This is a genomic window from Xanthomonas sp. BRIP62411 (assembly GCF_003993525.1).
GTDB classification, from domain to species: Bacteria; Pseudomonadota; Gammaproteobacteria; order Xanthomonadales; family Xanthomonadaceae; genus Xanthomonas; species Xanthomonas euroxanthea.
This window is the reverse complement of the sequence record NZ_QEZI01000016.1, coordinates 215,704-234,738: the sequence shown is the minus strand read 5'-3', so window position 1 is coordinate 234,738 and position 19,035 is coordinate 215,704. Positions and strand designations below refer to the sequence as shown.

The following is a 19,035-nucleotide window of genomic DNA, read 5'->3' as shown; positions in this document are numbered from 1 at the left end:
GTCGGGCGACTGGTCGCGTGCCAGACGTGTACTGGAGTTTGCCCAATCCCTGCCGGCGGCGCAGCGCAGACAGGCCCGCGCCACTCCCGCGGCGGTCTACTACCATGCACCGGCCGCGCCGCACGGCCCTGGCGATGAAGGCGTTTTCTGCGAACAGCGCCTGGCCGGACTGGCCTTTCCGCTGCACTGAGCGGCACCGTCGCAGCACGCCCGCCGCCGGGCCGGCCCCGCCCTGAAGCCCTTGCCCTCCATCGCCAGCAGAGCCCATGCCAGCCGACCACGCCACTGCCACCGCTGACGCTTTCGTCGACCGCCTGCTGCACTGGTTCGACGGCCACGGCCGCCACGACCTGCCCTGGCAGCATCCACGTGCGCCGTACCGGGTGTGGCTGTCGGAAATCATGCTGCAGCAGACCCAGGTCGCGGTGGTCATTCCGTATTTCCAGAAGTTCGTCGCCCGCTTTCCGACCCTGGCCGATCTGGCCGCAGCCGACAACGACAGCGTGATGGCGCATTGGGCCGGGCTGGGCTACTACGCACGCGCACGCAATCTGCACGCGGCAGCCAAACAATGCCTGGCCCTGCACGATGGCGAACTGCCACGCGATGTCGATGCCTTGCTCGCCTTCCCCGGCATCGGCCGCAGCACTGCGGGCGCGATCCTCAGCCAGGCCTGGAACGACCGCTTCGCGATCATGGACGGCAACGTCAAGCGCGTGCTGACGCGCTTCCACGGCATCGCCGGCTATCCCGGCCTGCCGGTGATCGAAAAAGAGTTATGGCAACTGGCGACGACGCATGTGGCGCACGTGCCGGCCGGCCGCCTGGCCGACTACACGCAGGCGCAGATGGATTTCGGCGCCACGCTATGTACGCGCGCCAGACCGGCCTGCGTGCTGTGCCCGCTGCAGGACGCTTGCGCCGCGCGCCGCGATGGCCTGGTGGACGCACTGCCCACGCCCAAGCCCGGCAAGGCGTTGCCCGAGCGCGAAGCCACTGCCTTGCTGCTGGAAAACGCGGACAGGCAGATCCTGCTGCAGCGCCGCCCGCCAACCGGCATCTGGGCCTCGCTGTGGACGCTGCCGCAGGCCGAGACCGATGGCGGCATGCGCGCATGGTTCGCGGCACATATCGACGGCAACTACGACCGCGCCGACGAAATGCCGCTGATCGTGCACACCTTCAGCCACTACCGCCTGCATCTGCAGCCCCTGCGCATCCGCAAGGTCGCGCTGCGCCCGGTGGTACGCGACAATGACGATCTGCGCTGGGTCGCCCACGCCGATCTCGCATCGCTGGGCTTGCCGGCGCCGATCCGCAAACTGCTCGACGCCCTCTAGGCGCGCACTCAAAGGAATCCGCATGTCCCGCACCGTGTTCTGCCAGTACCAGCAATGCGACACCGAAGGCCTGGACTTTGTGCCGTATCCCGGCGAGCTCGGCCAGCGCGTGTTCGCGCACATCGGCAAGAGCGCATGGCAGGCGTGGCTGGCGCATCAGACCATGCTGATCAACGAGAACCGGCTCTCGCCACGCGACCCCAAGCACCGCGCGTTTCTCGAGGCCGAGTTGCAGAAGTTCCTGTTCGAGCGCAATGCCGACAAGCCCGACGGCTATGTCGCGCCGATGCGCGAAGAGTAAGCGCACCAGGATTCGCCGCCGCCCACCGACGACTGCGCTCGTGCCGGGCAGCGCCGGCCGGTGCATGGCATCGGCGTGCATCGCGTGTGCCTTGCGGTTCCTGCGCCGTTTACGCAAGCAGGGGATTGCTCGCTACAACTGGCTGACCGTTCCTGAGCGGGATACGCCTGGCGCAGCGCATCCCCGGTAGCGCAGCGACACTGCACGATCGCCGACCAGCTGCAACCGACATCCGGGCACCGCGATGCCCGGATGCGCGCAGCTCAGCCGACGCCGGTGGGCCCATCCAGCAGCATGCGGATCCGCTTGAGCAGTTCCTTCTGCGTGTACGGCTTGTTGACGACGTCAAATTCCGCACCGCCGACGTCGGTGCGCTCGATGCTGGCATCGGCATAGCCGGTGGTCAGCAGGACCTTGACCCTGGGCAGCATGCGCCGCGCCTCGCGTGCCAGCACCACGCCATTCATGCCGCCGGGCATGATCAGATCGGTAAACACTGCGTCCACCTCCGGATGCTGTTCCAGCACCTCGACCGCCTCGCGTCCGCTGGATGCGGTCAGGATGCGGTAACCGGCATCTTCCAGGAACATCTGCGCCACCACCGCCACATCCGGCTTGTCTTCCACGATCAGGATGGTCTCGCTGCCGCCCTTGTCGATCGCGCGGCCCTTGGCTGCCTGCAGCTCGTTCTCGAACTCGCTGGAGGCGGGAAAGTACAGCCGCACCGTAGTGCCCTCGCCCACCTCGCTGGAGATGCGCACGGTGCCGCCGGATTGCTTGACGAAGCCGTACACCATCGACAGGCCCAGGCCTGTGCCCTGCCCTTCGTCCTTGGTGGTGAAGAACGGCTCCATGACCCGGCTGGCGACATCCGGCGGCATGCCCGAACCGGTATCGCTCACCGCAAGGCTCACATAACGGCCCGGTGCCAGCTGGTGATACATCGCCAGATCATGGCTGGTGATTTCCACATTCTGCGTCTGCACCGTGACCTGCTTGCGCTCGACCTGCGCCATCGCATCGCGCGCGTTGATCAACACGTTCAACAACGCCACTTCGGCCTGCGTGGTATCGATCTGGCAATTCCATAGCCGCTCGTCCAGCGACTGCTGCATGGTGATGCCGCCGCCCAGCACGCGCTCGGCCATGTTGTTCATGCCCGACACCAGACCGTTGAGGTTCACCACCCGCCCGCGCAACTTCTGCTTGCGCGAAAACGCCAGCAGTTGCTGCGTGAGCGTAGCCGCCTTGGCGGCTGCCGCAGCCGCGTGCTCGGCACTGAAGGCGATGCGCTGCGCGTTGTCGCCGCCCTTGTTGGCCATCATCTGGATCACTTCCAGGTGGCCGGCCATCACCTGCAACAGATTGTTGAAATCGTGCGCAATGCCGCCGGTCAGCTGCCCCAGCGCTTCCATCTTCTGCGCCTGGCGCAAGGCGTCCTCGGCATCGCGGCGACGGCTCACATCCAGCTGCGAGCCGAAGAAATACACCAGACGGCCGCTCTCGTCGAACACTGGCGAAACGAACAGCGCATTCCAGAACGACGAACCGTCCTTGCGGTAATTCAGCACTTCGGTGGCGAATTCGCGCCGGTTTTCGATCGATTCGCGGACATCGTCGATGCTGGAGCGGTCTGTCTCCGGCCCCTGCAGGAAGCGGCAGTTGTTGCCGATGATCTCTTCTGCCGAATACCCGGTCATTTCCAGGAATGCGCGGTTGGCGAACACGATCGGATTGTCCGGCAGATGCGGGTCGGTCACCGTCATCGGCATCCGCGTGGTCTCCACCGCCGCAAAGAAGATATCCGAGCGATGTTTCTCGACCGGAAGACTGCGTGATTCGCCGATGTGAGGCGCCCGTGGCTCTCCGTACCCAGGATCGTTCAAGTGCATGTTCTCCGCGGGGCCATTCCCGTGGCGATAGTCTAGTTGGGGCCGGTGAGCTGATCCCTCACATCCATGAGCCTTTCCCGTACGGCCGCGCCCGCCGATGCAACCCAACCCGCCTGACGCAGCACGTGCCGATGCGGCACCTGCGTTGACACCACGTCAATGCCCGCCGCAGCGGCGGCCATCAGCCCCGTGCCCGCATCGCCGGCACATCCAGCCATGGTCCGTGCACGGCCCGGTCAACCGACGAAATGCGATGGCGCCCACCGCCGCAGGCACCGGCGTGCAGGCACGCGCGCAGCTGTGAGCCATTGCCTGCGCCGTCGCTTGCCGAAAGCAGGTTAATGGTGGCGCGACAGGCCGTCCGTGGCAGGCAGGCGCATCGGCGGTTTTGCCGTAGCATGCGCAGGCAGCAAGCAGCTCCTGCGCTTCATTCGGCCGTTCTGGCGCCGTTGCGCGCGTCCTTTCAGCCAGCGCAGGTTCTGGCGACCATGCGATGCCACCATGCCGGGCTACCAGACCCAGATTCACGAATTGACCTTCGGGCAACTGACCTACGTCATCCGCGCACTTGCCGATAAGCAGCAATACGCCGATCCGGACGAGAGTGCGTCCGATGCAGGCATCTCTTCGGCGCAATGGAGCCTGTTCGGACAGGTCTGGCCGGCGGGTCGACTGCTGGCCGAAGCGATGGCCACGCGCCCGATCGACGGCAAGCGCATTCTCGAACTCGGTTGCGGCCTGGGGCTGGCCAGCCTGGTGTTGCGCAGGCGCGGCGCCGACGTGGTCGCCAGCGACCATCACCCGCTGGCCGAGGTGTTTCTGGCGTACAACGCTGCGCTCAACTCGCTGGACTCGGTGCCGTATCGCCGGCTCGACTGGGACGCCGGCGCGCTGAACATGGGCCAGTTCGACATGATCATCGCCAGCGACGTGCTCTACGAGAGCCGCCACGCCACCATGCTGGCCACCCTGATCCCTGCGTTGGCCAAGCCCTCGTGCGAGATCGTCATCAGCGACCCGGGCCGCGGCAATGCCAACGCGCTCTCGCGCATGCTGGCGGACATCGGGTTTTCGCTGGTCGCCGGCGAGCGCCAGGCCGCCGCCCAGGTGGCCAAGGCGCCGCGCCTGTTCGTCTACCGGCGCAACATGGACAACTGGTGGCCGGCAGGCGGCTAAGCGGCCTGCCGCTTCACTCGACTGCAGGGTTATAGGCAGACAGGGCGATCGGCTTGCGCGGATCGGCCTTGATCTCCTTGTGCTCGCTCATGCGCAGCGCGTCGGCATCGGGCGAGTCGTCTGAGTTCATCTCCCAGCCTTCCAGCACACGCTTGTGGAAGAACACCCCGCCACGCGCACGGTCATAGCGGAACGTGATGTAGTCGGTCCAGTGCTGGCCGCAGGCCACGCCATTTTGCACGGTGAAGTAGGCGCCCTTGGCCACCAGGCCGTCTTCGCCATCCAGAAACGGATCGCACTGCCCGCCTTCGTCGGCCTTGAAGATCACCCGCGTATTGCGCCCGGCGATCGCAAAGCCGCCATCGGCGGTCGCCATCACGACCAGCAGGGTCCGCGCCGGCGCCGGGGCGCCGTCTGCCTTGCGTGCATCTTCTGTGGCGGCGCGCAGGGCCACCACATAATCCGGCCGCCCATCTCCGCTCAGATCCGCCTCGGCAAGGCCGATGACCGTTTGCCCGGACGGCAGCAGCCTGAACGCAGCAGCAGGCAGCGTCGCTGCGCCGCACGGCGCGACGGCTGCCAGTGTCAGGGCCAACCACCAGTATCGCGTTGTCATTGCCGTTCCTTCATGTGCATGGGACGCCAGCATACGCGGCGATCCAGCTCGGCCGGCCGGTGATGCACTGCGTGAGATCGCATCCGCATGGGCGATTGCAGCCCATTGCATCACACCGGCACTCAATCGCATGGCCGCCGGCTCGATGATGCGAACACGTCTGCCGGCGCAGCGGCACAGGGACTGCCAATGCTCATCGGCGGCATCGCCAGCGGCAGCTTGCAAGCGCGCCGGCGCAGCCAGGGCGACAAGGTACCGAGCGCCGGCATCGCCGGTGTCCTTGCGCGGCCATGATCGATGCTCGCGTTTCCAGCGATGCGCCAGCGCGCGCAACTGTTGCGCGCCTCAACGGCGCAGGCACCGATCCGGCAAGGTGGATGCCGCGCTGCCGGCGCCGGACGTCAGCGGCGATATTCCTTCGGGTCCAGAAACTCGGCCAGGCAGGAGCCCACACGCAGCGCCTGCTCGCGCGCATCACCGCGGTATTCGCCCTGCCCTGCACCTTCGATCGTGGCGATCGGCGAGGCGCGGTCGCGGTGATACACGAACGCCGTCGACGACCACTGCGTCTGTCCAGGGGCCTGACTTTCCATCGTTTCCACGCGGAACTCACCGCAGTACCCGTGAATCAACGTGCGTCGAAGTGTTTTGTGCGTCATGCGCGGAAGTATCGCCACGTGCAGTTGAAGACGACGTGGAAAAAAACCGCCGCGATCCGGCAGCGCGCGAGCTGGTTGCAGCCCTTTAACCCGTTCCCCGGCGCGATCTGCTGGGCCTTCTTGGAAGGAGCCCCGCCCAAACACGGGAATTGCAGCGCAGAGCGACACAGCTGGCGATCGACGCAGCACGTTTACCGACTTTGGCAACTGGTGCAAAATCGGATCAAATCAATTGGAAGGCTGTAGGATCAGCAGCGACTGGAAGGGGCGAAATGCCCGCGCTGCAACGCTTAGAAATGGTGGCCGAGGACGGAATCGAACCGCCGACACGGGGATTTTCAATCCCCTGCTCTACCAACTGAGCTACTCGGCCACTATCGCAACATGCTGCCTGCGTTGCGAGGACGCGCATCATAGCGAGCAGGCGCAGTTTGGGCAAGCCTTGCGATGAACTTTGTTGCGGGCCGGCGCGACACCTGTGCTTTCCTGCACCGGTTCACGCCGCGCGGCGGGCGGCATGGCCTAGCCTGCGCAGGTCCGGAGGAGATTGTCATGCGCCTGCCCCGCCTGCTGTTGTCGTTCGCCTTGCTGCTGCCGCTGGCGGCCGCCGCCCAACCGCCGGTACGCGCAGTGCCGCAACTGGACATCTCCCGCTACGCGGGCCAGTGGCACGAGATCGCGCATCTTCCGGTGTCGTTCCAGAACAAGTGCCGCAGCGACATCACCGCCAGCTACACCTTGCGCGACGATGGCCTGATCGGCGTGCGCAACGGCTGCCGCACCGCCGATGGCGAGCTGGCCCAGGCCGACGGGATGGCGCGCCTGGTCGCTGGCCAGCCCGGGCAGCTGCAGGTGCGCTTTGCCCCGGAATGGTTGAGCTGGTTGCCGCTGGTGTGGGCCGACTACTGGGTGATCGCCCTCGACCCGGACTATCAATGGGCCATGGTCGGCGAGCCGGATCGCAACTATCTCTGGATCCTGTCGCGCTCGCCGCAGATGCCGCGCGCGCAGTTCGAACAACTCAAGGCCCGGGCCGAGCAGATGGGCTACAACCTGTCGCCGCTGATCGTGGCTGCGCCACTGCCCTGACTCCGGTGGCCGGCCCACCGCGCGCCGCGCATCACACGCCGCATTGCACGCGCGCCGGCAGCAAGGCAGCAACCGTACTGCGTAGTATTCTTGGCGCCGCCTCATCCCGCCAAGGACTTCAGTACATGCGTCGCGCCTCCCGTCTCCTGATCGTCTCGCTGGCCTGCGGCCTGCTGCTGAGCGCCTGCGGCGGTGCGGTACGCCGCGTGTCCGAGCCGGCTGCCAGCATCCAGCAATTGACCGTGCGTGCCGATGGCTCCTGGTCGGTCGATCTGCGGCTGCAGAACTACAGCAGCATCCCGATGCAGTTCGAGCGCGTGGCGCTGGAGATTTCCGCCGGCGATCAGGTCGCCGGCAAGCTCGACCAGACCGTCGGCATCTCGATCGGCCCGGAAACCGCCGACGTGGTGACCGTCAACGTGCAGCCAACCTCGCTGGGCCGCATCACCGTCGCCGACGTGCTGGCCGGTGGCCGCTCGCTGCCTTACGCGCTCAAGGGCACGGTATGGGCGACGCCGCAGGACAAGAAGCAGCGCGATTTCAGCGTCGAGTCGCGCAACACGCTCAGCCCGGCGCCCGGCCTCAACGGCGTGCTGCGCTGACGCGCACGCCTTCCCGCACTCGTTTGAAGGATCCCGCATGAGCAGCTACACCGCCCCGCTGACCGATTTCCGCTTCGCCCTGCACGATGTGCTCGGCGCGCAGGCCCTGTTTGCCCGGCTCGGCTATGCCGACGCCAGCACCGACATCATCGATGCCGTGCTCGAAGAGGCCGGCCGCTTCACCGCGCAGGTGCTGGCGCCGCTCAACAGCATCGGCGACGAAATCGGCTGCGCCTTCGACAAGAGCACCCACGCGGTGACCACCCCACCCGGCTTCCGCGCCGCCTACGACCAGTTCGTTGGCGCCGGCTGGAACGGGCTGACCGCCGAGACGCAATTCGGCGGCCAGGGCATGCCGCATACGCTGGGCGTGCCGTTGAGCGAAATGATCAACGCCGCCAACCTGGCCTGGGGCAACTTCCCGCTGCTCTCGCACGGCGCGATGGAAGCGCTGCGCCAGCACGGCGAAACCTGGCAGCAGGACGTCTTCCTCAAGCCGCTGATCGACGGCCGCTGGACCGGCACCATGTGCCTGACCGAGCCGCATTGCGGCACCGACCTGGGCCTGCTCAAGACCCGCGCCGAGCCCAACGCCGACGGCAGCTACGCCATCACCGGCACCAAGATCTTCATCACCGCCGGCGAGCACGATCTCACCGACAACATCGTGCATCTGGTGCTGGCCAAATTGCCGGACGCACCGGCCGGCGCCAAGGGCATCTCGCTGTTCGTCACCCCCAAGTTCAAGGTGGACCGCGACGGCAACGTGGGCGAACGCAATGCGCTGCACTGCGGTTCGATCGAGCACAAGATGGGCATCAAGGGCTCGGTCACCTGCGTGATGAACTTCGAAGGCGCGCAGGGCTACCTGGTCGGCCAGCCGCACAAGGGCCTGCAGGCGATGTTTACGATGATGAACACTGCGCGCCTGAGCGTCGGCCTGCAGGGCATCGGCCTGTCCGAGCGGGCCTACCAGAACGCGCTGCGCTATACCCGCGAGCGTCTGCAGTCGCGCGCGCTCAGCGGCGCCCGGTTTCCCGACAAACCGGCCGACCCGATCATCGTGCACCCGGACGTGCGCCGCATGCTGCTCACCATCAAGTCGCTGACCGAAGGCAGCCGCCTGCTGGCGCTGCATGCCGCCAGCCTGGTCGACGTGGCGCACCGCGGCGCCAGCGAGCAGGAACGCGCCGATGCCGAGACCCTGGTGAGCTTCCTCACCCCGATCTCCAAGGCCTGCCAGACCGAGTGGTCGATCGAGAACACCTACCACGCGCTGCAGTGCTTCGGCGGCCATGGCTACATCCGCGAATACGGCATGGAGCAGCTGGCCCGCGACGCACGCATCACCACCATCTACGAAGGCACCACCGGCATCCAGGCGCTGGATCTGATCGGCCGCAAGACCGCTGCCAGCCAGGCGGCCGGATTGAAGCTGTTCCTGGCCGATGTGGAAAGCTTTGCCAATGCACAGGAAGGCAACGCAGCGCTGGCCGAGTTCATCAAGCCGCTGCGCGACAAGTGCAGCGAGTGGGCGATGCTGACCCGCGACGTGCTCGATCGCGCCGCGCGCAATCCGGACGAACTCGGTGCCGCCAGCTACGACTACCTGTTTTATTCCGGCTACGTGGTGCTGGCGTACTGGTGGGCGCGCAGCGTGGCCGCAGCCGATGCATCCGCGCGCAGCGAGGACTTCAAACGTGCCAAGCGCGAAACCGCACGCTTCTACTTCGCACGCGTGTTGCCGCGCACGCTGACCCACGCCGCCACCATCCGCAGCGGCGCCGCCCCGTTGATGACGCTGGAAGCGGAGCTGTTCGGCGAAGCCTGAGCAAGCGCCCTCCTCGCGGCGGGCTGCCGCCGTCGTAGCAGCGGACCTGGCCGCGACGAGGCGGTACCGATCGGCGAGACGTCGCGCCGGGTGCGCTCCTACGGCAACCTCACAGGATTCCACCGCTATCGTAGGAGCGGACCTGGCCGCGACGGGCATACCGATCGGCGAACATCGCGCCCAGGTGCGCTCCTACGGCAACCTCACAGGATTCACCGCTGTCGTAGGAGCGGACCTGGCCGCGACGGGCATTACCGATCGGCGAACGTCGCGCCCGGGTGCGCTCCTACGGCAACATCGCAGGATTCACCGCTGTCGTAGGAGCGGACCTGGCCGCGACGGCGCATCACCGATCGGCGAAACCTCGCGCCCAGGTGCGCTCCTACGGCTAAACCAGGCCTTCAACGCCCAAGGACTGGGCACGCAGTACGGCGGCATCGCGGCCGGGCGGGCACGTGCTGATCCCTTGATTGCAAGACGCGCGCCACGGCCCGTCGCTGCGATACACAAACTGTCAACGATCGGGTATAAGCTGTTTTCCCGATGGAGACAGACACGCACGCAGGTGATGTGATCGTCCCCGGAGGCTCCTCAGCCCCGGTCGCGGGCAGCGCTGTCGCTGCAATCCAGCAACTTCCCACCTTGCGCCTGCTTTCGCTCGATGCGCATGGTCGCGTACTGGACTGGATCAACTGGCAGGACGCCGCCTGCCTGTACGCACGCGGTGCGGTGTCCTGGACCCTGGGCGAGCCCTGCATGGAGATCCACGGTGGCATGTCGCGGCTCACCGGCGAGCGCAGCACGCTGGCACTGCATCCCATCATCGCCGCACGCGGGCATGCCCGTTCGCGCGCGCTGGACCCGACGCCGACCCTCAGCAACACCGCCCTGTTCGCGCGCGACTCGCAGTTGTGCATGTATTGCGGCCAGCACTTCAGTCGCCCGCAGCTGACCCGCGATCACGTCATGCCGGTCTCCAAGGGTGGCCGCGACAGCTGGGAGAACGTGGTCACCGCCTGCTTCCAGTGCAACTCGCGCAAGGCCAACCGGACGCCACAGCAGGCGCATATGCCGTTGCTGGCCGTGCCTTATCGCCCCAGCTGGATCGAGCACCTGATCCTGTCCAACCGCAACATCCTGTCCGACCAGATGGCGTTCCTGCGCGCGCAGTTGCCCAAGCGCTCGAAACTGTCGCTGTAGGCCGCTACCCGCTGGCTCGACACGACGCTCCGGCTGGATCGCCGGGACAGGCGGCGGGATCGTCCGACCGATGTGTGGCGGCGCGTGCACCGGCGGGCGCGTCGACTCGATGCAGCACACAGCGCCTCCACGCAATGCGCAGCCCCGACGCTTCCTCGAGCATTCACGGCGACCCGGCCAGCCTGCCCATCGCACGGCCACGCAGCCTCGCTGGCCAGTGCCCCAGTCCCTTCGACCCGGGTGCGGCGGATTGCCGCACCTGCGCCAAGGACGCGACGCACGCGCCTGCACTGCCCACCGTGCCCAGCCGTCACTTCCCGCTGACAGCTGAACCGGTTTGCTTGCCGGGCCTTCGCATGGGGAGGACAATACGGCTTCAGAACATTGACACGATGATGATCGACTCCACCCGCTATCCGCGCCTGTCCCGCATCCAGACCCCCGACGATCTGCGCACTTTCGACGAGGCCGATCTCACCGCGATCGCCGAGGAGCTGCGCGCCTACCTCATCGAATCGGTGGGCAAGAGCGGCGGGCATTTTGCGGCCGGCCTGGGCGTGATCGAACTCACCGTCGCCCTGCACTACCTGTATCAGACCCCGGTCGATCAGCTGGTGTGGGACGTGGGCCACCAGACCTATCCGCACAAGATCCTCACCGGCCGCCGCGACCAGATCCACACGGTCAAGCAAAAGGACGGCGTGGCGCCGTTCCCCAAGCGCGAAGAGAGCATCTACGACACCTTCGGCGTCGGGCATTCCTCGACCTCGATCTCGGCTGCGCTGGGCATGGCGATCGCCGCGCAGCGCAGTGGCGACGAGCGCAAGGTGGTGGCGGTGATCGGCGACGGCGCGATGACCGCCGGCATGGTCTACGAGGCACTCAACCACGCCGGCGGCATGGACCCGGAGCCGAACCTGCTGGTGATCCTCAACGACAACCGCATGTCGATCTCCGAAGCGGTCGGCGGGCTGACCAAGGTGCTGGGGCGTGCCAGCGGCAGCCGCACCCTCAACGCCATCCGCGAGGGCGGCAAGAAGATCCTCGGCGACAAGAAGAACAACCCCACCGCGCGCTTCGTGCGGCGCTGGGAAGAACACTGGAAAGGCATGTTCGTGCCGTCCACGCTGTTCGAGGAAATGGGCTTTCACTACACCGGCCCGATCGACGGCCATGACCTGCCCGGCCTGGTCGGCGCGCTGAAGACGCTCAAGACCCTCAAGGGCCCGCAGCTGCTGCACGTCATCACCACCAAGGGCAAGGGCTACGAACTGGCCGAAGGCGACCAGATCGGCTACCACGCCGTCGGCCCGTTCGACCCGAGCAAGGGCCTGGTCGCCAAGACCGGCGCCAAGAAGCCGACCTATACCGATGTCTTCAGCGACTGGGTCTGCGACATGGCCGCGGCCGAACCCAGGCTGCTGGTGATCACCCCGGCGATGCGCGAAGGCTCGGGCCTGGTGCGTTTCAGCAAGGAATATCCGCAGCGCTATTTCGACGTGGCGATCGCCGAGCAGCATGCGGTGACGCTGGCCGCCGGCATGGCCACGCAAGGCGCCAAACCGGTGGTGGCGATCTACTCCACCTTCCTGCAGCGCGGCTACGACCAGCTGGTGCACGACGTGGCAGTACAGAAGCTCGACGTGCTGTTTGCGATCGACCGCGGCGGTGTGGTCGGCCCGGATGGCGCCACCCACGCCGGCAACCTGGATCTGAGCTTCCTGCGCTGCGTCCCGCACATGGTGGTGATGGCGCCGGCCGACGAGGCCGAATGCCGTCAGATGCTGACCACCGGCGTGCATTACGAAGGCCCGGCGGCCGTGCGCTACCCGCGCGGCACCGGCCCGGGCGTGGCCCTGGACGCCTCGCTGACCACCCTGCCGATCGGCAAGGCGCAGCTGCGTCACAGTGGCACACGCATCGCCCTGCTGGGCTTTGGCGCAAGCGTGGATGCGGCCGAAGCGGTCGGCCGCGAGCTTGGCCTGACCGTGGTCAACATGCGCTTCGTCAAACCGCTCGACAAGGCCATGCTGCTGGAGCTGGCCAACAGCCACGAAGGCTTCGTCACCATCGAAGACAATGTCGTTGCCGGCGGCGCCGGCTCGGGCGTGGCAGAACTGCTCAACGCTGAGGCGGTCACCCTGCCGATGCTGCACCTGGGCCTGCCGGACAGCTTCCAGCACCACGCCAGCCGCGAATACCTGCTGGCCGAAGCCGGCATCGACCAGGCCGGTATCCGCGCCGCCGTGCTCAAGCGCTGGCCGCAGTTGATGGCGGGCAAGGCGCCCTCGCGGAATGCGGCTGCAGGCTGAGGCCTGCGCTGGTTGCACGCAGCGGTAGTTGCGGCAGGCGGTTGGAAAATCGCCTGCCGGTCCCGGCAATGCCGTGCGCCACGTGTTGACGCTGATGGATTGCCGCCGGGCGTAAGCGATCCGCCCGATGAGGCCTCAGATCTGCGGCACTGCACCGGTGCGTGCAAACGCATCCACCAGCCGCACGATGCGCGCCTGCGCCTCGATGTCGCGCAGTTCTGCCTGCAATCTACCCACGCCCGCTGGCACCCCGGTGGCAGCAAGCGCCTGGCGCAATAACGCAGGCAGGTCATCCAGCTCGCGCAACCACCGCGACGCAGCTGCGCTGTGCAGGCGCGCGGCGTGGTCGAACTGGTCGTAATCCAGCGGATAGACGATCGACGGCAGCCCTGCGGCCAGGCAGGCATACAGGATGCCGGCACCGCCATGGTGGACGACCAAGTAGTAGCGATGCAGCTGCCGTGCGTAGTCCACGTACGGCAGGCGCTGGTAGTTGCCGTGCACCTGCGCTGGCGGCGCGGCGGTATCGCCATCGCTGAAGTGGAAGATCACCTGCGGGAACTGCACGGCCACCGCACGCAGCACCTGATCCATCCGCTGCTTGACCCACTGCAGGTGCGTGCCCAGCGTCACCAGCACATGCCGACGACCGGGGACGAACTGCGGCGGCGCAACCGCCGATGGCGGCGTGCACAGCTGCGGCCCGACGAAGCGCACTGCCGCAGGCCAGCGCCGGGCCAGCTCGAACGACGGCAGCCCCAGGGCCAGGATGCAGTGCGGCGAATACACCGCCTCGCTGCGGTCGTTGCGATAGATGGCCGGCAATCCGGCTGCACGCATCTGACCGCGGTAACACAGGTGCAGGCTCCGTTTGAATCCACGCGTCAGCCGCCGCGCCACGGCATGCCAGATCCGCTGCCGTGCCGTGGATGCGGGGAGCAGACCACCGAAATACGCCGGCGGCCCGTCGACGGTTTCGATCACGCATGGGGACGGCATGCTGGTCCACCAGGCGATGCCCATCGCCTGCGCCGCCAATCCCGCGCTGGGCAAGGTGAAATCGGCGATCACCAGGTCCGGCCTGCGGTCGCGCCAGCGCTGCCGTACCGCATCGCCCAGCCGCGCCATCAGGCCAAGCGCCTGGTGCAACTGGCGGCGCAACCGCAGGGGATTGTGGCCCACCGCATACGGCGGATTGGCGATCTCGCGCAGTTGCCGGTCGGCTTGCGCGTCCAGCACGCTGACGCCGCTCAGCCCGCAGGCATGGATGCGCGCCAGTGCCGCCGGCGTGCTGATGACGTGGACCTCGTGATGCGGCGCCAGCTGCAGGGCGATCGCCAGGATCGGATGCAGATGGCCGCTATACGGGGGTGCGATCAGATCAATGCGCATGGTCCCTCCCCTGCACTGCCTGCTCGATCTGCGCGATAAAGGCCTGGCACTCGGCCAGCACCGCTGCATCGCGCAGATAGTGCAGATGCCCGCATGCCGGCCTCAGATCTGGCGCAGCGCCGAACAGCAGGCGCGAGATCCAGTCGCCACGGCCCTGGACGATGCGCAACTGTCCGAACGTCGCAGGCGCAGTGCACACCGGGCCATAGGCAAACACGGCAAGACGGGCGCGCAGCGCCTGCGGCAGCTGCAACGCGGTCAGCAGCTGCAGGCCACAACTGCCGGCCAACAGCACCGTTCTCGGTGCCTGCTCCAGCAACGCCACCACGCGCATGCGATCCGCATCCGCGACGCGTGCGCCGCGTGCGGCCAGATACTGGCGCGCGTTGCACACGCTGGCGCGCCACAGCGGTGTGCGCCGGTGCGGTGGGCCAGCGGAGTGATACGGATAATTGCAGTCGATCAGCCGCCGGCCCGCGCCTTGCAGCTGGTGCAGAAACTGCTGTTGTTCCCCGCTCAACGCACAGCGCTCCGGATCGCTTTGCCCGGTGAGGAAGGCGACCTGCACGCTGGCGCCGTCAGTCCGCACGGAAACGTCCATCCGGCAACACGCGGTAACGCCGGGTACGCCAGCGGATCGTGCGCACCAGCACAGCATGCAGCAGATGCAGCGGCTGCAGCCACTCCGCGACGACCGACAGCAACGGACGGTGGCGCACCGCACCGGTCACCCGCCATTGCACCAGGCACAGCAGCAGCGCACGCAGCAGCACGGTGCACAGCACGCCGGCCACTGCCGGCCAGGTCGCCTGCACGCAGGCACACACCAGCAAGGCCAGCAGCAACACCGGCGGCAGCCCCTGCAGCAGGCCGATGGCCAGGCCCACGCCCACTGTCTGCCGACGCAGCAGGATCGACGCGAACAACATCCAGCGATGCATCTGGCGTGCGTAGCTGGCCAGATCCGGGATCGCAGTGCGCATCGCCACCGGCGCGACGGATTGGTGCAGCCGCCCGCCGCGCTCACGTACCAACGTGGCGACGGCCAGATCGTCGGTGAGCTGCTCGAGCAACGCGGCAAACCCGCCCCAGGCGCGCAGTTGCTCGGTCCGCGCGGCATAGCACATGCCGTTGATGGTCAGCGGCGCGGCGAACGGCAGCCAGCCCAGATAGGTCAGCGTCGCATTGTTGTTGACGAACTGCGACAACAGCCGGCCTGCCAGCGTGCTGCCGTCCTGGTAGTACGGCAGTGCGGTGACCACATCGGCGTCGGCCAGATCCTGCAGCAAACGTGCGAGCGCGCCGGCGCCCAGTTGTGCATCGTCGTCGAGGATCAGGCTGATCGGCGCCTGCACATGCGCCAGCGCGTGGTCGAGCTTCCAGGCCTTGGGATTGATCCCGGCTGGCGCGGCCGGCACCTGCATGCGCGCGATGCGTACATGCGGATGCAGCGCCACCAAGGTCTCCGCAACGGCATTTCCCGGGCCATCGTCTGCATCCAGCAACCAGAAAAACTGCGCATCCGGCAGCGCTTGCAGGTTGGCGGCTAGCACCTGCTGCAAGTGTGCGTCGCCGCCCAGCACCGGCTGCAGGATCGCCACCTCGGCCTGGGGTGCGATGGCGGCGCCCCCCGATGGCAGCGCGCGTGCCCCACGCATCACCCACAGCACCGCAGCCGTCTTGACCATCAGCACCGCCAGATAGGTGGCTGCCACTAACGGAACGACTACGCCCACTGCGCCGCCTGCCAACGCACGAATGCCTCGATGCCCTGTTCCAGACTGACGCTGGGAGGACCGAGGTCGGCGAGCGTGCGTCGTGGATCGAAGGTCTTGGAATAGGCGAACGCGCCCACGCCAAAGCGGGTGATCGGCGGTTCGCCGCGCAGGCGCAGCACGCGATATGCCGCCTCCACCACGCTGGCCATGCGCAGCGCAGTGGCGATGCGCACCTCGCGTCGCGGCAGCGGCAGCTGCAGGCGCGTGAGCAGGTCCAGCAACAGCTGCTGCAGATCCACCGGCTGCGCGTTGGTGAGGTTGTAGGCCGGCTGCAACTGCGGCGCCGTCGCCGCGCGATAGAGGTAATCGCACAGCGTATCGATGTAGATCAGGTCGCCGATCACCGGCTGCGTCTGGCCGACGAAGCGTGGCAGCGCCCCCTTGCGCGCAGCGGCGATCACGCGCGGGAACAGCACCGTGTCCCCTGGCCCGAACACCGCACGCGGGCGCAGCACGCAGGTGTCGCCCGGATAGTGCTCCAGCAGCATTTCGCCAAGGTACTTGGTCTGCGCGTAGGTGTTGACGAACGCCGGCCCGATCGGGCTGTCCTCGCTCAGGTCGTATTGATGCGCCTCGCGATAGAACACCGAACTGGACGACACATACAGCAGACGCGGGCAGCCGTGACGCTTGCAGAAGTCGATGACGTTGGCGGTGGCCTGGACGTTGTGCCGCTGGAACTGCGCACGCGTGCCCCACGGCGAGGCCAAGGCCGCGGCGTGGATCACCACATCCGGCTGCCACTGCAGCGCGAACGGCTGGCTCAGGTCGATGCGATGGTAGTTGGGCAGATCACTGGCACGACGACCGATGCCGTGGATCTCCACACCCGGCTGCCCCTGAAAACGTCGCAGGAAGGAACCACCGACGAAGCCGGATGCGCCGGTCACGAGAATACGCAGGCTCATCGCCACTCCGGTTGATAACGGTCAAGACTGGGTTGGCAATGCGAAGGCAGGATGGCCAACTCGGGATGGGCAAGCGACAGCGCATGCAATTGCTGCACGGTGCGCCGGAACGCGTGCCAATCGTGCATCAACAAACGCGTGGGCCAGGCAGGCCACTGCAGCGTCGCCCAGGTTGCCGACGACCACACCGCATCGGCGCACAGCAACACCTCGCGGTCGTGCTGGTCGCGCAACCACAGGCCCATCTGCCCGGGCACGTGCCCGGGCAAGGGCACCGCGAGCACGCTGCCGTCGTCGAACAGGTCGTAGGCCGCGCCCAGGCCCTGCCAGGCGCCGGTCAGCGCGCGCACCGGTGCCTGCTCGGCAAACTGCAGGCGCCGATCGAAATCTTCGGGGAGCAGCTGCGGCAACAAGGCACGCCGCAGGCCGCCGACGCGTGAGCAGGCACGCAGCTGCTGATAGTCGGCACGCAGGCAGATGAAACGGGCGTTCGGCAGATCGCGCAGGCCGCCGACATGGTCGGCATGGAAGTGCGAGATCAGGCACCAGGCGATCTCCTCCAGCTGCACGCCGCGGCGTGCCAGTTGAGCGCCCAGCGTTTCGTGCGCGGGCAGGCGCACCGGCGTGGTCCAGCGATACAGACGCTCGGGCCAGGGATCGGTTGCGCGGAAGAAATGCGCGGCATACCCGGTGTCGTACAACAGCGCGCCGCGCTGCGGATGCCGGATCAGCACGCTCAACGCGGGGAATTCCACCGCATGCCAGTGGCCGTCCGCACGCACCATGCGCTCGCAGTGGCGGCAATGGCCGATACGCAGCAACTCGAGCGACACGCGCGGCGGCATCAGGGCGCGACCTGGTCGGAGCATGCGCACACGCCCTAGTACCGCAACACCATGCCGCCGATCGCCAGCCCGGCACCGGTGCCGAGCAGCGCGAACAGATCGCCGCGCTGCAGGCGTTGCTCGACCCGGGCGTGATGCAAGGCATGCGGCAGCGATGCGGCGACCTGGTTGCCGGTGTCCTGCAGGATGCGAACCACCTGATCGGGGCGCAGCCCCAGCGCCTGTACCACATGCTCCAGGCCGCCGCCGGAGGCCTGGTGCGGCACCAGGCAGCGCAACGCTGCCGTGGTGGTGCCGGCCTCGCGCAGCAGTTGTTCCCAGAATGCAGGCAGCTGGCGTGCAGCGAACCGGTAGGCGCCACGCCCATCCATGCTGAAGCTACGCAAGGCATCGGGCGCCTGCTCTTCACCACGCGGATAGCGCGTGCCGCCGCCGCGGATGCGGCACAGCTCCGCGCCATCGCCGTAGCTGGCCAGGCGGCTGGACAGCAGTGCCGAGCCATCATCGGCGGCGCTGCGCGTCACGACCACCGCAGCCGCCCCATCGCCGAACAAGCCGGCCGTGGCCGGCGTCGACGCATCCAGCCCACCCGATGCCACCTCGCTGGAGACGATCAACACGCGCCGGTAGCGCCCGAGCGCCAACGCATTGGCGGCCATGTCCAGCGCCACCAGAAAGCTCAGGCAGGTCGCGTTGACGTCGAAGGCAGGAATGCCCGAATCGCCCAGCCCGAGCGCGCGCTGGATCAACACCGCCTGGCAGGGAATCGGCTGCTCCATGACGCTGCAGGCCGAGATCAGGCAATCGATCTGATCGGCGTCGATGCCCGCGCTTGCCAGCGCCTGGGCCGCCGCCGCCGCACCCATCGACGAGGCCGTCTCGCCCTCGCCCACGTAATGGCGCGTGGCCACCCCCGAGCGTGCGAAGGTGGTGCCCGCCGGCAGCTGCCAGCGTTGATCCAGCTGTTGCGAGGTCACCTCCGTCGCGGGGACATGGCGCCCGGTGCCCAGGATGCGCAGCGGCAATGCGTTCAACACAGAGGTCTCGTTGGACAAGGCGCGCAGCATACCGTGGCGGGCGTGGGCCGAGCCGAT

Annotated in this window: 17 protein-coding genes and 1 tRNA gene; 8 read left to right on the top strand and 10 right to left on the bottom strand. The window is 67.3% G+C overall.

The features are described from left to right. Positions 1–266: 266 nt before the first annotated feature. Positions 267–1,340 (top strand): A/G-specific adenine glycosylase, encoded by a 1,074-nt coding sequence (mutY, locus tag EO139_RS13950; RefSeq protein ID WP_126971088.1) that lies wholly within the window; start codon positions 267–269, stop codon positions 1,338–1,340. Positions 1,341–1,362: 22 nt separating this feature from the next. After that, complete coding sequence (locus tag EO139_RS13945; RefSeq protein WP_104582084.1) at positions 1,363–1,641, top strand: oxidative damage protection protein; 279 nt, start codon at positions 1,363–1,365, stop codon at positions 1,639–1,641. 263 nt (positions 1,642–1,904) lie between these two features. On the opposite strand, the gene EO139_RS13940 is transcribed toward EO139_RS13945, so the two are convergent. Next, positions 1,905–3,527 (bottom strand): hybrid sensor histidine kinase/response regulator, encoded by a 1,623-nt coding sequence (locus tag EO139_RS13940; protein WP_104648251.1) that lies wholly within the window; start codon positions 3,525–3,527, stop codon positions 1,905–1,907. A gap of 507 nt (positions 3,528–4,034) precedes the next feature. Between EO139_RS13940 and EO139_RS13935 the strand changes: the two genes are divergently transcribed. Then, positions 4,035–4,709 carry a methyltransferase domain-containing protein gene (locus EO139_RS13935; RefSeq protein WP_104647962.1) on the top strand — a complete coding sequence of 225 codons (675 nt, stop codon included), beginning with the start codon at positions 4,035–4,037 and terminating at the stop codon, positions 4,707–4,709. A gap of 13 nt (positions 4,710–4,722) precedes the next feature. On the opposite strand, the gene EO139_RS13930 is transcribed toward EO139_RS13935, so the two are convergent. The 3 genes from EO139_RS13930 to EO139_RS13920 form a co-directional block, all read right to left on the bottom strand. Further along, a complete protein-coding gene (locus tag EO139_RS13930) occupies positions 4,723–5,325 on the bottom strand; it encodes a hypothetical protein (RefSeq protein WP_126971086.1) in 603 nt (200 codons plus the stop codon). Positions 5,326–5,726: 401 nt separating this feature from the next. Next, positions 5,727–5,984, bottom strand: a complete 258-nt coding sequence (locus EO139_RS13925; RefSeq protein ID WP_104582079.1) for a hypothetical protein — start codon at positions 5,982–5,984, stop codon at positions 5,727–5,729. Between the two features lie 297 nt (positions 5,985–6,281). Further along, positions 6,282–6,357, bottom strand: a tRNA-Phe gene (locus tag EO139_RS13920). A 179-nt stretch (positions 6,358–6,536) separates the two neighbouring features. Here EO139_RS13920 and EO139_RS13915 point away from each other — a divergent pair. From EO139_RS13915 to dxs, 5 genes are all read left to right on the top strand, one after another. After that, on the top strand, positions 6,537–7,073 hold the full coding sequence (locus tag EO139_RS13915) for a lipocalin family protein (RefSeq protein WP_126971084.1): 537 nt from the start codon (positions 6,537–6,539) through the stop codon (positions 7,071–7,073). Positions 7,074–7,198: 125 nt separating this feature from the next. Further along, positions 7,199–7,675: an LEA type 2 family protein gene (locus tag EO139_RS13910; RefSeq protein ID WP_104647964.1), complete on the top strand. Its 477-nt coding sequence runs from the start codon at positions 7,199–7,201 to the stop codon at positions 7,673–7,675. Between the two features lie 37 nt (positions 7,676–7,712). Then, positions 7,713–9,506 carry an acyl-CoA dehydrogenase C-terminal domain-containing protein gene (locus EO139_RS13905; RefSeq protein ID WP_126971082.1) on the top strand — a complete coding sequence of 598 codons (1,794 nt, stop codon included), beginning with the start codon at positions 7,713–7,715 and terminating at the stop codon, positions 9,504–9,506. A gap of 543 nt (positions 9,507–10,049) precedes the next feature. Further along, positions 10,050–10,706 (top strand): HNH endonuclease, encoded by a 657-nt coding sequence (locus EO139_RS13900; protein WP_053045183.1) that lies wholly within the window; start codon positions 10,050–10,052, stop codon positions 10,704–10,706. A gap of 395 nt (positions 10,707–11,101) precedes the next feature. Continuing rightward, entirely contained in the window at positions 11,102–13,018 is a 1,917-nt protein-coding gene (gene dxs, locus EO139_RS13895; RefSeq protein WP_126971080.1) for a 1-deoxy-D-xylulose-5-phosphate synthase, read from the top strand. A gap of 135 nt (positions 13,019–13,153) precedes the next feature. Here dxs and EO139_RS13890 read toward each other — a convergent pair whose 3' ends face one another. Genes EO139_RS13890 through EO139_RS13865 form a run of 6 tightly spaced genes read right to left on the bottom strand, consistent with a single transcriptional unit; the run spans position 13,154 to position 19,008 of the window. Next, positions 13,154–14,410, bottom strand: coding sequence for a glycosyltransferase (locus tag EO139_RS13890; protein WP_126971078.1), 1,257 nt, complete (start codon positions 14,408–14,410; stop codon positions 13,154–13,156). Further along, the gene (locus EO139_RS13885; RefSeq protein ID WP_104582022.1) at positions 14,400–15,011 is read right to left on the bottom strand and encodes a hypothetical protein; all 612 of its coding nucleotides are present in this window, start codon (positions 15,009–15,011) and stop codon (positions 14,400–14,402) included. Before EO139_RS13885 ends, EO139_RS13890 begins: the two co-directional genes overlap by 11 nt. Further along, a complete protein-coding gene (locus tag EO139_RS13880; protein ID WP_126971076.1) occupies positions 14,989–16,146 on the bottom strand; it encodes a glycosyltransferase in 1,158 nt (385 codons plus the stop codon). Before EO139_RS13880 ends, EO139_RS13885 begins: the two co-directional genes overlap by 23 nt. Next, the gene (locus EO139_RS13875; protein WP_104582021.1) at positions 16,137–17,096 is read right to left on the bottom strand and encodes an NAD(P)-dependent oxidoreductase; all 960 of its coding nucleotides are present in this window, start codon (positions 17,094–17,096) and stop codon (positions 16,137–16,139) included. The genes EO139_RS13880 and EO139_RS13875 overlap by 10 nt, the downstream gene beginning before the upstream one ends. Then, positions 17,093–17,941, bottom strand: a complete 849-nt coding sequence (locus EO139_RS13870; protein WP_104582020.1) for an MBL fold metallo-hydrolase — start codon at positions 17,939–17,941, stop codon at positions 17,093–17,095. Before EO139_RS13870 ends, EO139_RS13875 begins: the two co-directional genes overlap by 4 nt. A 35-nt stretch (positions 17,942–17,976) precedes the next feature. Beyond that, positions 17,977–19,008: a 3-oxoacyl-[acyl-carrier-protein] synthase III C-terminal domain-containing protein gene (locus tag EO139_RS13865; protein WP_164739126.1), complete on the bottom strand. Its 1,032-nt coding sequence runs from the start codon at positions 19,006–19,008 to the stop codon at positions 17,977–17,979. Positions 19,009–19,035 lie beyond the last annotated feature (27 nt).

Coding starts and splice junctions, on each gene's coding strand:
- EO139_RS13925 (WP_104582079.1), bottom strand. CDS start 5,984: ATGACGCACAAAACACTTCGACGCACGTTGATTCACGGGTACTGCGGT.
- EO139_RS13900 (WP_053045183.1), top strand. CDS start 10,050: ATGGAGACAGACACGCACGCAGGTGATGTGATCGTCCCCGGAGGCTCC.
- mutY (WP_126971088.1), top strand. CDS start 267: ATGCCAGCCGACCACGCCACTGCCACCGCTGACGCTTTCGTCGACCGC.
- EO139_RS13915 (WP_126971084.1), top strand. CDS start 6,537: ATGCGCCTGCCCCGCCTGCTGTTGTCGTTCGCCTTGCTGCTGCCGCTG.
- EO139_RS13905 (WP_126971082.1), top strand. CDS start 7,713: ATGAGCAGCTACACCGCCCCGCTGACCGATTTCCGCTTCGCCCTGCAC.
- EO139_RS13885 (WP_104582022.1), bottom strand. CDS start 15,011: ATGGACGTTTCCGTGCGGACTGACGGCGCCAGCGTGCAGGTCGCCTTC.
- EO139_RS13910 (WP_104647964.1), top strand. CDS start 7,199: ATGCGTCGCGCCTCCCGTCTCCTGATCGTCTCGCTGGCCTGCGGCCTG.
- EO139_RS13870 (WP_104582020.1), bottom strand. CDS start 17,941: ATGCCGCCGCGCGTGTCGCTCGAGTTGCTGCGTATCGGCCATTGCCGC.
- EO139_RS13865 (WP_164739126.1), bottom strand. CDS start 19,008: ATGCTGCGCGCCTTGTCCAACGAGACCTCTGTGTTGAACGCATTGCCG.
- EO139_RS13890 (WP_126971078.1), bottom strand. CDS start 14,410: ATGCGCATTGATCTGATCGCACCCCCGTATAGCGGCCATCTGCATCCG.
- dxs (WP_126971080.1), top strand. CDS start 11,102: ATGATCGACTCCACCCGCTATCCGCGCCTGTCCCGCATCCAGACCCCC.
- EO139_RS13930 (WP_126971086.1), bottom strand. CDS start 5,325: ATGACAACGCGATACTGGTGGTTGGCCCTGACACTGGCAGCCGTCGCG.
- EO139_RS13945 (WP_104582084.1), top strand. CDS start 1,363: ATGTCCCGCACCGTGTTCTGCCAGTACCAGCAATGCGACACCGAAGGC.
- EO139_RS13875 (WP_104582021.1), bottom strand. CDS start 17,096: ATGAGCCTGCGTATTCTCGTGACCGGCGCATCCGGCTTCGTCGGTGGT.
- EO139_RS13935 (WP_104647962.1), top strand. CDS start 4,035: ATGCCGGGCTACCAGACCCAGATTCACGAATTGACCTTCGGGCAACTG.